We start from the raw sequence: 15,126 nt of genomic DNA on the forward strand, positions 1-15,126 counted from the left end.
ATTTTGGTTAGGTGGGGTAGCCAGTGTTTGGTGCAACTTTGTGCCATATGAATAACAAGCTTCTCCCCGGCATCCTGCTCAGCCTTTGCTGCATCGTCACCAGTATCATTTTTTTATGGGGACTAAGGAAAGTGGCCGGAAAAAAAGTTTTTTGGAGGGCCCTGCTGCTGCTGGCCGGCTGGATCCTGTTATTGGCCCTCTTGTCGCTGCGTGGCTTCTTCGCTGACTTTTCCCGGCTTCCACCCCGCCTCCCCCTGGCCTTACTGCTCCCGCTGCCAGTGGTCCTGTGGGTAGTGTCAACCAAAAGGGGACAGGCGCTATTGAAGAATGTCCCTCCGCAATGGATCATTTACCTGCAAACTTTCCGGATAGCCGTGGAGATCGTATTATGGCTGGCTGTATTGCGCGGACTTCTGCCTGTCCAAATGAGCTTCGAAGGAAGGAATTTCGATATTCTCAGCGGACTGCTGGCCATTCCCGTGGGTTATTATTGTTTTGTAAAAAAGGCCTGGCCGTCATGGGTTGTCTTGCTGTATAATATAGGAGGACTGCTATTGCTGCTGAATGTTGTGGCCATTGCAGTCCTTTCCATGCCCACCCCAATCCGGGTATTCCACAACGAGCCTGCCAATACCCTGGTGGTACAATTCCCTTTTATTTTCCTGCCCGGGATCCTGGTCCCCCTGGCTTATACGTTGCATATTTTTTCGCTTAAGCAGTGGAAGATGCGCCCTTCCGCCAGATAAACCAGTAGATCAGGACCGCCACCAACACCAGGCTGCCGCAGGAGATCACCCCACTGATCCTGACGGCGGCGACTATAGCACCGGCTCCTCCATTAGCCATCGCCCCAAAAATGGCAACACCCATCGCCCCTGCCGCTTGCCGTGTGGTATTCAGGATGGCGGATGCCGTTCCACTCCTGGTCTTATCCACACTGGCAAGGATACCCGTAGTCATGGCAGGAACGGCCACCCCCATACCTAGTGGAATGATGATGAATGGAATGAAAAGCAGCCAATAGGCCGTATCCGGTCCGGCGATGAGCAACCCCGCATAGCCGGCCGCTGCCAGCATTGCGCCCAGCAACAGGGGAAGCCGGATACCATATTTTGTCATTAGCTTTCCACTGAGCAGGTTGGAAATGACAAACCCGCCTGTTAAGGGCAGAAAGGCAAGTCCCGCCCGCAAACTGGTGTAATGCAAGGCATTTTGTAAATACAGGCTCAGCACGAATACCGTTCCATAATAAGCATTATTCACAATGATCCCCAGTAGCAGCAGCACATTGAACACCGGCGCCCGGAAAAGGTCCAGCGGTAGTATGGGTGTTTTTGCGCGCCTTTCAACGTACAGGAACAGCAGGATCATCACCAGGCTGAAGAGAAAGCATCCAATGATCAGCGGGTGGCGGAACCCCAGGCCATGCCATTCAATGATCCCGGAGATGAAGGCCGTAAGGGCCAGCATCCACATCAGCTGACCTGGAATGTCCAGGCCCTTGCCGGAATGATGCTGACTTTCCTCCAGCTTCGTGCTGAGGAAGACCCCCGCCAGGCAAATGGGAATATTGACGATGAAGATCATTCTCCAGCTCGTGATATGCAGGAAAAGGCCGCCGAGGATAGGACCCGCGGCAATGGATATCCCACCGGCCATCGTCCACAGGGCGACGGCGCGTGCACGTTGATCCACCTGGTGAAAAAAAGCCTGGTTAAGAATGGATAATGAACTGGGGATCATGGTGGCGGCGCCAATGCCTTGCAAGGCCCGGAAGGCGATGAGACTATTGGCATTCCAGGCCAGGCCGCAACCGGCAGAGGCAAGCCCGAATATCAATAATCCTGATTGAAAAACACGTTTGGACCCCAGCCGGTCGCCGATCCCTCCCGCTGACAACATGAGGGCGGCGAAGGCGATGGTATACGCATCCGCTATCCATTGCAGCGCGCTGATGTCGGCGGAAAATGCTTTTGCGATGCTGGGCAGCGCTATGTTGACAATGGAGACGTCCAGTTGTGAGACAACAAATGCCAGGCTGGTAGTGCCTACGATAAAGCCGAACGAAAGGTTTTTCACGGATCTTTTTTGCAAAATTAAATACTGGAGCATCATTTATGCAAAAAACTACACGTAAGGTCTCTGCACCAGACCCTTCACCAAATTCCCAAGCCCCTCACTGATCCATCGCGTAACCTTTCCCGGCGCACCATCCCCGATGATCCGCCCATCCAGCCCCAGCACGGGCACCACATGCTTGGTCGTACTGGTGATAAAAGCCTCCTTTGCATTCCACGCCTCCTCCAGCGTGACCGGACGCTCGGCAGTCTTGAATTGCCGGCCCGCCACTTTCAGTACTTTTCCCCTGATCACACCTTTTAAGATCCCTTCAAAAGGAGTAACCACTTCATCCTCATTAGTCACGATAAAAAAATTGGAACGGGGACATTCCGAGATCAGTCCTCCCTGGTGATACAGCACATCGTCGGCATTCCTTTCGCGAATATAGGGTTGCAGCCAGATGGCCATCAGGTAATCGATGGTCTTCGTGTCGGGCATCTGCCGTTGATGCGGATAGCTGACAAGCCGGAGGCCCTTTTCAAAAAGGCCGGTAAGAGGGAATTGAAGCGGACTTTGCGTGATGACAAAATTGGGCTTTATCAGCGCATAGCCATCCGGGGAATAGCCCCCGGTCAGGGTCAGCTTGATCCCCGAGTGGGGGAGCTTGTTCTTTTCCATTAATAGCCGGATACATCCCAGCAGCTCCTCTTTCGTCCTCCCTGCATCCAGCCTCAGCTGACGGGCGGAATGGAGAAAACGTTCCAGATGTTCGTCGGGAAAAATGGGCGTATGATCGATGGTCTTGAGAAAGTCGAAGATGCCGTAGCCCCGCTGGATGGCGAGATCGCTGACTAAAAGGGATGCCTCCGATGCAGGTACGAGATCATGGTTGACAAATACGAAAAGGTCAGACATTATTTAAGGCGGTTGTATTTTTTCAGGCTGGGAATGACTTTGTCTATAGGAAGGGCCTCCACAGTCCCAAATTTATTCCCTTTTGTTGTCTTAGCCGCCAACAGGGAATTGATGATGGCTTCTTCCGTGGCTTCGATGGCCGCCATGAAGAGAGGAGAAGTGGCGTCGTTATTCAGCACTTCCACCATTTGCGCCGGTCCGGTGGGTTGATAAGCCACGCGTGTTGAATCATGCGTGGAAAAAGCGATGACATAGTCGCCGCTGCCATTGGAGGCGATGCCGCCTGTTTTGGCCAATCCCATAAAGGCCCTTTTAGCCAGCCTGGTAAGGTTGCGGCTGTCGAGAGGTGCATCGGTTGCTATCACCATCATACAGGATCCATCGACGGGATTGTTCAGCTTATCGTTCAGGTAGAATTTCCCCAGCTCCTTACCGACAGGTACGCCATCTATTTCCAGCACGCCCCCGAAGTTGGTTTGTACGATGGCGCCGACGGTGTATCCGCCAACCGGGACAGGCAGTTTTCTGCTGGCGGTGCCGATGCCTCCTTTGAACCCAAAACAGGTGGTGCCTGTTCCGGCGCCTACACATCCTTCGTCCACGGGACCTGTCTTCGCAGATTGGATGGCATTCCATACGTCCTCTTTATGTACATGAAAACCCCGGATATCATTCAGCTCTACGTCATTGGTTTCCCCCACTACGGCATTGACCGAATAAACTTCCTCGTTGCCTTTCTGGTGTAAAGTATATTCGACGACGGCCTGGATGGCGGTGGCAACGCTCAATGTATTGGTGAGGACGATCGGTGTTTCGATATTGCCCAGCTCCATGACCTGTGTACTGCCGGTCATTTTTCCAAAGCCGTTGCCGACAAAGATGCCGGCTGCCACTTTCTGCTGGAAGAGATTGCCGCCGGCGGGAAGAATGGCTGTAACACCCGTGTGGACGGAATCACCCTGGTTGATGGTTGTGTGACCGACCTTTACGCCAGGTACGTCCGTGATGGCGTCCCATTTGCCGGGTGGCAGTACGCCGATATGCAGGCCAAGGTCCCGGGCACGTTTGGTTTGAGCGAATGTAGATTGAGTCAGCAGTAATAGAACTACAATGAAGCGCATTAAGGGAAGGTAAGACGTTTTTAACATTTTGGGAAGAAGGAGTTGATTATAGGGCAAGTGGAGCAGGCGGCTACCTGTCCCAGCAATTCAAGGATCACAGGAAAATAATGTATTTGAGAAAGCAGTTCAACCCAATGGATGTCCGGTAGCTATACCTTACCCGCCAGGTACGCCGCCACTTCCGCCAGCCGGTTGGAAAACCCCCATTCATTGTCATACCAGGAAGCCACCGACAGGAGGTTGCCTTGTTTCGCCGTCAAAGGCAGATCCATAATGGAAGAATGTGGGTCGGCCACGATCCGGGAAGAAGCCCATTCACCTTCCAGCACATCCAGCACGCCTTTCAGGGGCCCGGCCGTCGCCGCCTTGCGGAAGGCATCATTCACTTCCTGGACAGTGCAATCTTTCTCCGTCACCAGGTTGAGTTCAGCAATGCTGCCGGTACGGGTGGGCACACGGTAAGCCTTGCCCGTTATCTTAAGGTCTTTCCAGATGAATTGCAGCGCCCTTGCGGCGCCCGAAGAAGAAGGGATGATATTCTCCGCCGCCGCCCAGGAATCCCGCCGGTCCTTCATGGGCTGATCCGTCAGGGACTGGGAATTAGTATAGGAATGGACCGTGGAAAAAAGTCCGTATTGTATGCCGAAATTTTCGAGGATCACTTTGATGGGCACGGCCAGGGCATTGGTCGTACAGCTCCCCATGCTGATGATGCGATGCGCGGCCGGATCGAAATTTTCGAGGTTGATCCCTTTGAGCAATACGGCATCACAATCCGACAGCGTCTTGCTGGGCGCGCTGACCAGCACATATTTCGCGCCCCGGTCCAGATGCGCCTGCGCCCCTGACCTTACTGTTGCCCTGCCCGTGCAATCCACCACGACGTCTACCCCCAGCTTGCTCCAGTCAGGGATCTCCTTCGCCGCATTGTAATAAGAGATCGTCCGGTCCCCGATCTGCAGACTGCCCTCCTTGCCGGACACGGGCTCATGCCAACGACCGTAATTGGTGTCCACCGCAAACAAGGCGGCTAATGTAGCTTCATCTTTAATATCCGAAATGGAAACAGGAATGAAAAGGTCCTTGTCCAGACCAATGCGTAGGAACTGACGGCCAATACGGCCAAATCCGTGTAAAGCGATCTTTGCCATAGCGTTTTTTTTAGAGAGGTTCATAAATGACGGTCAGGCAGGATTTATGGCAGCAAGCGGGACGGACTTTCAGAACAACAAAAGCGCCGTGAAATTGTTTAAAGGCTATTTTTGTCGCTATGAGGACTTTTTTAAGATGGATCGCCTTTTTTGTCATTGCACCCGGTGCGGCCAAGGCACAACAACGCATCCTGTTAGCCGAACAGGCGGGGCAGCGCATTGCCCTTGCAGACGTCGCCACCGGTAATATTATCTGGGAATGGAAACCCTCTCTGTCGAATGTCGACAGCGCCCATTGGAAATGGTTCTCCAATCCCAGTGATGTCAAGCCTGTCTATGAAGGAAAATATATCCTGGTCACGGCTTCCGGCGGAGGTGTCGCCCTTATCCGCATGGCAGATAATAAGACGCTGTTTTATGCATATGCCGGCGGCAACCCTCATTCCGCGGAGATCCTCCCGGACGGCAATATCGTCGTTGCGTCCAGCTCGGGCAACTATCTTACGATGTTTCAAACGGACACCCTGGCAACGCGGCCGGGCACATACAGCAGCAGGATCTACATTGATTTCGGGCACAATGTCGTCTGGGACCGTAAAAGACAATTGTTATGGAGCGCGGACAGACATCAGCTGAAGTCCTTTCACTATAATTTCGATTGTATGCATCCCGGCCTGGCGCCGGTGGATTCTATGCCCTTGCCCGGCCAGCAGTCCCATGATCTTTTTCCCACATTCGATGGAGATGCTCTATGGTTGACCAACACCACGCATGTATACAGACTGAATGTTTCCACCCGACAGCTACTGCCCGCAGCAACCCCTCAAAAAGATATAAAAAGCATTTCCTCAGGGCCCGCCGGCTATCCTACGATCCTGTCCATTCCGCAGGAGCAATGGTGGACGGATGAGGTCAGGGATACCAAAGACAACAGCATTTTCAGACAGGAAGGCCTGAAGATCTACAAGGCCCGCTGGCTGGTGACCAATAACTTTAGTTACCCGCCCGGTGACGACGTTAAAATTTGCCCGTCTCCACGATGATCGGCTATATTTGCATTTTAGCGACGCAATGAATGAGCTTGAAGAATTTATAAAGGATTATTGGGGTCTCTCGGGTGATGATCTTGCCAGGATCGGCAGTTATTTCAAGCAGACCGCGCTGAAAAAGAACGAGTTTTTTTTAAAGCCCGGTAAGATATGCAACACCCTGAGCATTCAGCGATCCGGCATCATACGCATCTACATCAGTGACAATGAGCAGGAGATCACGCAATGGATCTCCGTCAGGGGAGGATTTGTTTCCGACCTTTCCGGGCTGATCTTCGACCAGCCTTCCAGATATTATATACAGGCGCTGACGGATGCCGAATGCTATACCATCAGCCATGAGGATTATGTTCGCATCAGTCATGTCATCCCGCAATGGCACCAGCTGGAGAAACTGTTTATAGCCAGGTGCTTCCTTTTTATGGAAGAAAGGATCTTTTCATTGCTATCCATGAGTACGGAACAACGTTATGCATGGTTGTTCAACCACAACCCTGCATTGTTCAATGAAGTACCCCTTCAATACCTTGCCTCTATGATGGGAATGACGCCCGAGACGTTGAGCCGTATCCGGAAAAAGAACGCCCTCCGGTAAGTTCTTGATTTTTATCAAGCGGCAGATGGTGCTTGCGCTTTAATTTTGGCGCATGTTTATAGGACACTTCGGACTCGGTCTGGCAGGAAAAAAGATAGCTCCCAAAGTTTCACTGGGCACATGGTTGATGGCCGTACAATTGGTGGATATCATCTGGCCAACATTGTTGTTGCTGGGTGTTGAAAAGGCTACCCTGCATCCTGAGCTGGGAGGGTCGAGGACAATAGCGTTCACTTACTACCCTTTTACACATAGCCTCCTGGGTGCCATTGGCTGGTCGGTCGCTTTTGGCGTTGCTTACAGGATAATCACGAAAAGTTCCCAAAATGCCCCCCTGCTGAGCCTGGCTGTTTTTAGTCATTGGGTGCTGGACCTTATCGTGCACTTCCACGATCTCCCTTTGTATCCTGGCTCGACGACGTATGTTGGTTTTGGCTTATGGGCGAATTTGCCGGCCACTGCCATCATCGAGACAGCTCTTTTTGTCACGGGGATTGTCCTTTACTTTACTTCCACCACTGCAAAGAATAGGAAAGGCAGGCTGATTATCTGGCTTTTGATCATATTGCTTGTCGCAACGCATTTATATAGCTTTTGGGCCCCTCCGCCTGCAAGTATAAAGGCGCTGGCCTGGTCCGCGCAGGTGCAATGGCTCTTTGTGCTATTGGCGTATTGGGGAGATCGTAACAGGACCCCCAAATTTATTCCTCCTTCAGGGACCTCACCGGATTTACCCGCGCCGCCCGTAAGGTCAGCCATCCCGTCGTTGCCAGTGTAATAATGATCAGCACCGGCACAGGCGCCAGCAACAGGCTCCAGTTCAGGGAGGCCCGGAAGGCAAAGCCCTGCATCCATTGACGGATAGCTATCAGTGAAAGAGGAAGGGCAAAAAGAGACGCCAGCAGGATCAGGCGAACGAAATCCCACGTCAGCAGCGACATGATCTGGCCGACGGAAGCGCCTAAAACCTTGCGCACCCCGATCTCCCTGTTCCTGCGGGCGGCAGCAAAAGCTGTCAATCCCAACAAGCCGATGACGCCGATGAAAATAGACAGCCCGGAGAATAATCCCGATATCCTGGCGAAATTCCGGTCATCCCGGTATTGACGGCCGTAGAATTCATCCAGGAAGAAGCTGTCGAATGAAGATTCCGGGAAAAGTTTATCCCAGGCCTTCCTGATCTCATCCACCGTCCCCGTCATATCCTTTGTAGCCACTTTCACGGAAAAATATTGCGTGGGTATCCATCTATAGGCGGGATCCATAAACAGGATGAGGGGCGTGTAGGCCATTTGCAGCGACCGCTGGTGGTAATCGCGAACAACCCCGATGACCTTATCCGTCCGCCCGGGGTTCACCTCCAGCCATACCTGCTTTCCGACTGCGTCCTCTGGCGAGGCAAAGCCCAGCTGCCGGACGGCGGATTCATTCAGCACAAGGCCCAGACTATCGGCTGGCCGGCTGCGATCAAAAGGCCTTCCTGCCAACATTTCCAGGTGGTACTGGGGGATGAAGTCATGGTCAACTTTCAACATCTCATAGGTGCGCTCCTCGGATTTGTCGGCGCCAAAACGGCGGTTGGCCAGGAACATACCCACCTCCCTGCCCGGTACGGCGCCTGAAGCGGTGACCCCCGCGATGCCCGGCAATGCAAGCAGCGTGTGTTTCAGTGCCGCCGCCTTTTCATCATAGCCGGTGGTACGGACCGGAGCTTTCAAAACAAGTGTTTGCTGTATCTCCACGCCCGTGTCCTGCCCGCTCATATACATGATCTGCCGCTGAACAGCCAATGTCCCCGCAATAAGGGCCAGCGCGACGGCGAATTGGAAAGTGACCAATCCTTTTCTTATATAGGCGCCGCTTTTCGAGAAGGCAAAGCGTCCTTTGAGCACTGTAACAGGCTGGAATCGCGTAAGCACGAAAGACGGATAAATGCTGGATACCACGACAGCTGCCAGGAACACCAACCCGGTGATCTTCCAGAAGGAACCGTCCACTACCATTCCAAATCCATGATCAATGCCCAGCCAGGCGGGCAGCAGGGCGCCCGCCAATCCCGACAGCGCTATGCCCAGCACAAAAGCGATGCTGCCCAGCAACAGGGACTCCAGGATAAATTGAAACATCAGCTGGCCGGGTCGTGCACCGCTGACCTTGCGTATCCCGACCTCCTTCGCTCTTTCCAGCGCCTTGGCCGTGGAGAGATTGATATAATTGACACAGGCTATCAGCAGGATCACCAGCGACAGGATATCCAGGAATTGCACCGCGCGGCGATTACCTTTTGGCTCCACCTCGTATTGCTTGGCTGCATTGAGGTGAATATCTTCCATGGGCACAAGATGAATAGCCCACCGCAGATCTTTAAGCGCCGGGCCATTCTTATAACCTTCCGCCATTGCCGGGAATTGAGCTTCCAGCGAAGCAGCCCTGGCCCCTGGCACCAGCCTTAGGAAAGTATAGCTTTCATGCTGGTACCACGTTTTTTTCTGCCATTCAGGCGAAGAAGCCCAGGATATCAGCATGGCAAACTGCATGGTGGAATTGGGCGGGGCATCCTGGAAGACGCCCGTCACGCGGCAGGGAAGGACGGTGGAAATGGTGCTGATCTCCAGCATCTTTCCCAGTGGATCGCTGTTCCCAAAATATTTACGCGCAGCCGAGGCGGATATCACCACCGAATTGACGTCTTTCAATGCCGTAGCCTTGTCCCCTTTCAACCATCCATACTGAAAGAAAGAAAAGAAATTACTATCCGCAAAACAGACTTGCGCTTCCCTGAAACGGATCGTGCCATTCCGGACGACACGTTCGGAATTGTTCCAGTTGATCCTGGTGAAATCCGCTACCTCCGGGAAATGTTCTTTCAATGCAAGGGCATATCCATTAGTGCTCGTTGGCCAGTCGTCAGTGAGCTGGCTGCCCCTGTAAAAACGGCTTTCCACCCGGTAGACAGAGGCCCCGGCCGGCACCAGCATCCTGTCGAAGCTCTTTTCACGACGGACATAGGCGTTGATGCAGATGAAGGCGGCCAGGCCCAGCGCCAGCCCGAGGATATTGATCGTCGTACTGGTCCTGTTGCGCAGCAGGTTTCGAAAAGCTGTTTTAAGGTAATTTCTGAACATAATAAAAAGTATTATCCAATATACTCAATATATTTGAGCCCCTTGATAAACGACGTTCACGATGATTAAAAGACCTCTTGTTTTCCTAATTGCAGCTGCATTTTCTTTTCTTACCCAAGCCCAGGACCTGAAAATTTGGGACATCCGCCCCGCCACTACCTGGATGACAGAATCCTACCCGATGGGCAATGGCAGGTTTGGAGGCATGGTCTTCGGAGGCATCCCCAAAGAACATATACAGTTCAATGAGCTTAGTCTCTGGACGGGCGATGAGGTCAACACAGGCGCCTACCAGGCTTTTGGCGACCTCTACATAGACCTTTCCCAAAATGACAGCAGCACTTCCTACCGCAGAGAGCTGGACATCAGCCGTGCCGTCCAGCAGATCACATACACCAGCAACGGGACAAATTACAAACGGGAATATTTCTGCAGCTTCCCGGACCAGGTGATGGTGCTGCATTTTACGGCAGATAAAAAAGGCGCCTATTCCACGACCATTCACCTGAAGGATGCACATGGCGCCAGGACAACGGCAGAAGGGATGTCCCTCGATATCACCGGACATTTGCCAAACGGTCTGAAATACGACGCAAGGATACTACTGAAAAAAGAAGGAGGTACGGCAACAGCCCCCTCCGACAGTACCCTGCAGATCGACAACGCCGATGGCTTTACCATCCTCCTTTCTGCCGCCACCGACTACAGTAACAGGCGCTCCCAGGATTGGAAGGGCCAGGACCCCACGGGAAAGATCCGCCGGATATTGACCGCCGCTGCCGCGAGACCTTACGCCGAGCTGCTGTCACGGCATGTTTACGACTATCGTTCTCTGTTTGGAAGGGTCTCCTTGCAGCTGGGCAGTGCACAGGCGCCGGACCTTCCCACATTCAGGCGATTGCTAAACTACAGAGAGACGCCCGATCATAGCCTGGAAGCATTGCTCTTCCAGTACGGACGGTATTTGCTGATCAGTTCTTCGCGGAAAGGCGGGCTGCCCGCTAATTTGCAGGGGTTGTGGAATGAGAGCAACAACCCGCCCTGGCGCAGCGACTATCACTCCAACATCAATATCCAGATGAACTATTGGCTTGCCGAACCCACCAATCTTCCGGAATGTCACTTCCCTTACCTGGACTATATCAACAGCATGCGGGAAGTGAAGAAAGAAAGCACGAAGAAGGAATATCCCGGCGTTCGGGGATGGACGGTGAAGACAGAGAACAATATTTTCGGAGGCTCCAGCTTCCTTTGGAATACGCCCGGCAGCGCCTGGTATGTCCAGGCCATCTGGGAACACTACGCATTTACAAAAGATAAGGCCTGGCTGGGCAGCTTCGGCTATCCTATCCTGAAAGAGATCGTTGAATTCTGGGATGATCATCTCAGGCGCAGGCCGGATGGAACCTTGGTATCGCCCATGGGCTGGAGCCCTGAGCATGGGCCCACGGAAGACGGCGTGACCTACGACCAGGAGATCGTCTACGATCTTTTCACCAATTATATGGGGGCAGCCGATGTTTTACAGATCGACAAAACATATCGTGACCACGTGGCGGATATGCGGGAACATTTGCTGAAGCCGAAGATCGGGAAATGGGGCCAGCTGCAGGAATGGGAGACGGATCGCGATGATCCGAAGGACAACCACCGCCATGCTTCCCATCTTTTCGCCCTGTACCCCGGCAGGCAGATCAGCGTCACCAGGACGCCCGAACTGGCGACTGCGGCAAAAGTCAGCCTGCAGGCGAGAGGAGATGTTTCTACAGGCTGGTCCATGGCGTGGAAAATGAATTTCTGGGCGCGGCTGCAGGAAGGGAATCATGCCTGGTCGATCCTGAAGAACTTTATAACGCTGGTGGGCGGCTCCGGGGTGGATTATAACGAGGGCGGTGGGGTGTATGCCAACCTGCTCTGTGCCCATCCTCCCTTTCAGATCGATGGAAATTTCGGCTATACTGCAGGGGTAGCAGAGATGCTGGTCCAGAGCCAGGCGGACGAGATCCAGCTGCTTCCCGCATTGCCGGACGAATGGCGGGACGGCCACGTAAAAGGATTAAGGGCCCGCGGCGGATTTGAGATCACGGACATGCAATGGAGCAATGGAAAGATCGTCAGGCTGGCGATCAGGTCCTTGTCCGGAGGGAATTGCAGCCTTCGCGTACCGAATGCCATAACGGGGGCCCATGCATCCAAAGGCATAGCGACAGATCATGGATGGACCTACAGTCTGAATACGCAGCCGGGAGGTGTATATTCTTTTATAGGCAAATAACATCATGAAAAAGATATTACTCATCGTAGCCGTCATCCTGCTGCAGCATTCCACATTCGCACAGCACAAAACAGACAAGAAGCTGGAAGCGCAACTGCATAACCTTACGGATACCTTTCACGGTACAGTAGGCGTGTATGTCCTGAATGTAAGAACAGGGAAGGAAGCGACCATCAATGCCGACACGATCTTTCCTACAGCAAGTATCATAAAGGTTCCCATCCTGGTAGGCATCTTTAATAAAATAGCGGAAGGCACATTCAAATATCATGAGCCTCTGCTATATCGCGATTCGATGTCGAGGAAAGGCTCCGGGCTGATGCAATTCTTCAGGGATAGCACCAAGACCGATCTGGTGACAGCCGTCACATTAATGATCACACACAGCGACAATGCGGCCGCAGTCTGGTGCGAAAGGCTGGCAGGGGGAGGCTCCGCCATCAATGCGTGGCTGGATGCCAATGGTTTTCAATTCACCCGGCTCAACGCCCGTACACCGGGCCGGGAACAGAACCGGCAGCTCTTCGGATGGGGTCAGACCACGCCACGGGAGATGGCCCGCCTGGTGACCATGATCCGGAACGACGCAGCCGTCAGTCCCGCCGCCAGCCAAACGATGTACCGCATCATGACCCATGTCTTCTGGGACGAATATGCCCTTTTCAGCATCCCTCCCTATATACAAGCAGCCTCCAAACAGGGCATGGTAGATGATTCCCGTTCCGAGGTCGTGCTGGTCAATGCCCCACATGGCGATTATGTCTTCTATATCGCAACCAAGAACAATAAGGACCAGCGATGGGTGCCCGATAACGAGGCCTGGCAGCTGGCGCGCAAGGTCTCCGCAATGCTGTGGGCTTATTTCGAGCCGAAGTCGAAGTGGCAGCCGGCAGCGGGCGCGGAAAAACTGTGGTACTAGGCGATGGCGGCTGCCGGCAATGGCATAATTCCACTACACAGGTAAAATGTATCATTTTTGCCGCCATTCGTATAAGGTCTGGCAGGGATCCCTCGGGTAGCTTTGTACCATCAAACAAACCGATCAAACAATGGAAAAAGTAATTTTTATCACCGGCGCCTCACGTGGCTTCGGTAAGATATGGGCGGAAGCATTTTTACGGCGTGGCGACAAGGTAGCCGCCACAGCAAGAAACACAGACACACTGGCTGATCTTAAACGAACCTATGGCGATGCCTTGCTCCCTATGCAATTGGATGTCACCGACAGGGCAGCCAGCTTTGCCGCGATCAACCAGGCGAAGAAGCATTTTGGCCGGCTGGATGTTGTGATCAACAACGCGGGCTATGGTCTTTTCGGCGCCATCGAAGAGACCAGCGAGCAGGAAGCCAGGGCCCAGATGGAAGCCAACGTATTTGGCTTGTTGTGGGTGACCCAGGCGGCGCTGCCGATCATGCGGGCGCAAGGGGAGGGGCATATCATCCAGGTATCCAGCATATTGGGTGTGGCGACACTGCCTGTCCTCGGCCTTTACAACGCTTCGAAGTTTGCCGTGGAAGGATTGAGCGAAACGCTTGCGACAGAGGTCAAAGGTTTCGGGATCAAAGTCACCCTGGTGGAACCCAATGGATTCACCACGGACTGGGGCGGCCCTTCGGCAGTGCATACCACACCGATGAAAGAATATGAGCCGGTGAAGGCCGCTTTCCATGCCAGCGCATCTCCGGATTTCTTTGGCAACCCCGAAGCAACGACGGACGCCATCCTGAAACTGGTGGACAGTCCCAATCCTCCGCTGAGGCTTTTCCTGGGCAAAGTAGCTTTACCATGGGCCAAACAGGTCTACGCAGATCGCCTCACCACCTGGGAGGATTGGAGCGAAGTGGCGGATGCAGCCCATGGAAAGTAAAGAAATTGTCTTTAACTTGACAGGTCAAAGCAACAGATATGAAGCATTTTAAAAGCCTGAGCGAACTGAGCCGCGCGAATGGTTTTCCGCCGCCGGAAAACCCATTGATCAGCCTCTTTCGTTGTAATGGAACATGCAGCATCATCGAGACGGAGTTCACCAGCGACTTTTACATGATCGGGTTTAAGAAGATGAAGGCAGGCGTCTTTTTGTATGGGAAGACAAAATATGATCATGACAATGGATCGATGTTCTTCGTAAAACCGAGACAGGTAATGGCGATGAGGGATATAGAGCTCGAAGAGGATGGTTTCATCATCTTCATCCATGAAGACTACCTGAATGGTCACCCACTTCATTCCGAGATCAAAAAATACGGCTACTTTGAGTATGACGTCAATGAAGCGCTGCATCTCTCCCCAAAAGAAGAGCAGACCATCTGGGAACTGTATCATAAGATAGACGCCGAGCATGCCAACAACCAGGACGAATACAGCAGGGATATCACGCTCAGTCATATCGATGCCATCCTGAAATATTCCCAGCGTTTCTACAAACGGCAGTTTCTCAATCGCAGCACCGCCACGGGACGAATGGATGGGAAATTTCAGCAGGTGCTTTCCTCCTATCTTGCCAGCGGGGCATTACAGACCCAGGGCCTGCCCACCGTCAACTATATGGCATCGCAGCTGCACATCTCGCCAAAATACCTGAGCGACCAGCTGAAGACAGAGACAGGTAAGACAGCCCTCGAGCTCATCCATATTTCCCTGATCGCAGAGGCTAAAAATCTGCTCAAAGGAGAAGATCATTCGGTAGGGGAGATTGCATATTCGCTTGGTTTTGAGAACCTTCCATATTTTTCGAGGTTATTTAAAAAAGAGGTAGGCATAACGCCCAAAGCGTTCAAAAAGCAACAGTTGAATTAGGGATTGGGTAGAGAATTGCACAGTGTTCCTGCATGGC

13 protein-coding genes are annotated in these 15,126 nt (G+C 52.9%); 8 read left to right on the plus strand and 5 right to left on the minus strand.

The features are described 5' to 3' along the window. The first annotated feature begins 47 nt into the window (after positions 1 to 47). Positions 48 to 746, plus strand: coding sequence for a DUF8737 domain-containing protein (locus tag Q4E93_RS01690; RefSeq protein ID WP_303582350.1), 699 nt, complete (start codon positions 48 to 50; stop codon positions 744 to 746). On the opposite strand, the gene Q4E93_RS01695 is transcribed toward Q4E93_RS01690, so the two are convergent. The 4 genes from Q4E93_RS01695 to Q4E93_RS01710 form a co-directional block, all read right to left on the minus strand. Beyond that, positions 712 to 2,079: an MFS transporter gene (locus Q4E93_RS01695; RefSeq protein WP_303582351.1), complete on the minus strand. Its 1,368-nt coding sequence runs from the start codon at positions 2,077 to 2,079 to the stop codon at positions 712 to 714. The genes Q4E93_RS01690 and Q4E93_RS01695 overlap by 35 nt on opposite strands. A gap of 48 nt (positions 2,080 to 2,127) precedes the next feature. After that, positions 2,128 to 2,976: an aminotransferase class IV gene (locus tag Q4E93_RS01700; RefSeq protein ID WP_303582352.1), complete on the minus strand. Its 849-nt coding sequence runs from the start codon at positions 2,974 to 2,976 to the stop codon at positions 2,128 to 2,130. Further along, positions 2,976 to 4,097, minus strand: coding sequence for a DmpA family aminopeptidase (locus Q4E93_RS01705; protein ID WP_303582353.1), 1,122 nt, complete (start codon positions 4,095 to 4,097; stop codon positions 2,976 to 2,978). Before Q4E93_RS01705 ends, Q4E93_RS01700 begins: the two co-directional genes overlap by 1 nt. A gap of 149 nt (positions 4,098 to 4,246) precedes the next feature. Next, positions 4,247 to 5,248: a type I glyceraldehyde-3-phosphate dehydrogenase gene (locus Q4E93_RS01710; protein ID WP_303582354.1), complete on the minus strand. Its 1,002-nt coding sequence runs from the start codon at positions 5,246 to 5,248 to the stop codon at positions 4,247 to 4,249. 119 nt (positions 5,249 to 5,367) lie between these two features. Here Q4E93_RS01710 and Q4E93_RS01715 point away from each other — a divergent pair, with 119 nt between their 5' ends. From Q4E93_RS01715 to Q4E93_RS01725, 3 genes are read left to right on the plus strand one after another with little or no spacing between them, the layout of a single operon-like run. Continuing rightward, positions 5,368 to 6,291 carry a DUF6528 family protein gene (locus tag Q4E93_RS01715; protein ID WP_303582355.1) on the plus strand — a complete coding sequence of 308 codons (924 nt, stop codon included), beginning with the start codon at positions 5,368 to 5,370 and terminating at the stop codon, positions 6,289 to 6,291. A gap of 28 nt (positions 6,292 to 6,319) precedes the next feature. Beyond that, positions 6,320 to 6,892: a Crp/Fnr family transcriptional regulator gene (locus Q4E93_RS01720; RefSeq protein WP_303582356.1), complete on the plus strand. Its 573-nt coding sequence runs from the start codon at positions 6,320 to 6,322 to the stop codon at positions 6,890 to 6,892. Positions 6,893 to 6,944: 52 nt separating this feature from the next. After that, a complete protein-coding gene (locus Q4E93_RS01725) occupies positions 6,945 to 7,670 on the plus strand; it encodes a metal-dependent hydrolase (protein ID WP_303582357.1) in 726 nt (241 codons plus the stop codon). Here Q4E93_RS01725 and Q4E93_RS01730 read toward each other — a convergent pair. Further along, complete coding sequence (locus tag Q4E93_RS01730) at positions 7,594 to 10,017, minus strand: ABC transporter permease (RefSeq protein WP_303582358.1); 2,424 nt, start codon at positions 10,015 to 10,017, stop codon at positions 7,594 to 7,596. The two genes, Q4E93_RS01725 and Q4E93_RS01730, sit on opposite strands and share 77 nt — an antisense overlap. Before the next feature lie 61 nt (positions 10,018 to 10,078). On the opposite strand from Q4E93_RS01730, the gene Q4E93_RS01735 reads away from it, so the two are divergent. The 4 genes from Q4E93_RS01735 (at position 10,079) to Q4E93_RS01750 (ending at position 15,089) form a co-directional block, all read left to right on the plus strand. After that, the gene (locus Q4E93_RS01735) at positions 10,079 to 12,292 is read left to right on the plus strand and encodes a glycoside hydrolase family 95 protein (RefSeq protein WP_303582359.1); all 2,214 of its coding nucleotides are present in this window, start codon (positions 10,079 to 10,081) and stop codon (positions 12,290 to 12,292) included. A 4-nt stretch (positions 12,293 to 12,296) separates the two neighbouring features. Next, positions 12,297 to 13,211, plus strand: coding sequence for a serine hydrolase (locus tag Q4E93_RS01740; RefSeq protein WP_303582360.1), 915 nt, complete (start codon positions 12,297 to 12,299; stop codon positions 13,209 to 13,211). Positions 13,212 to 13,341: 130 nt separating this feature from the next. Continuing rightward, positions 13,342 to 14,160, plus strand: coding sequence for an SDR family oxidoreductase (locus tag Q4E93_RS01745; protein WP_303582361.1), 819 nt, complete (start codon positions 13,342 to 13,344; stop codon positions 14,158 to 14,160). A gap of 38 nt (positions 14,161 to 14,198) precedes the next feature. Next, the gene (locus tag Q4E93_RS01750; RefSeq protein ID WP_303582362.1) at positions 14,199 to 15,089 is read left to right on the plus strand and encodes a helix-turn-helix domain-containing protein; all 891 of its coding nucleotides are present in this window, start codon (positions 14,199 to 14,201) and stop codon (positions 15,087 to 15,089) included. The last annotated feature ends 37 nt before the right edge of the window (positions 15,090 to 15,126 follow it).

It is taken from the genome of Flavitalea plasmicola (assembly GCF_030546645.1).
Lineage (GTDB): Bacteria > Bacteroidota > Bacteroidia > Chitinophagales > Chitinophagaceae > Puia.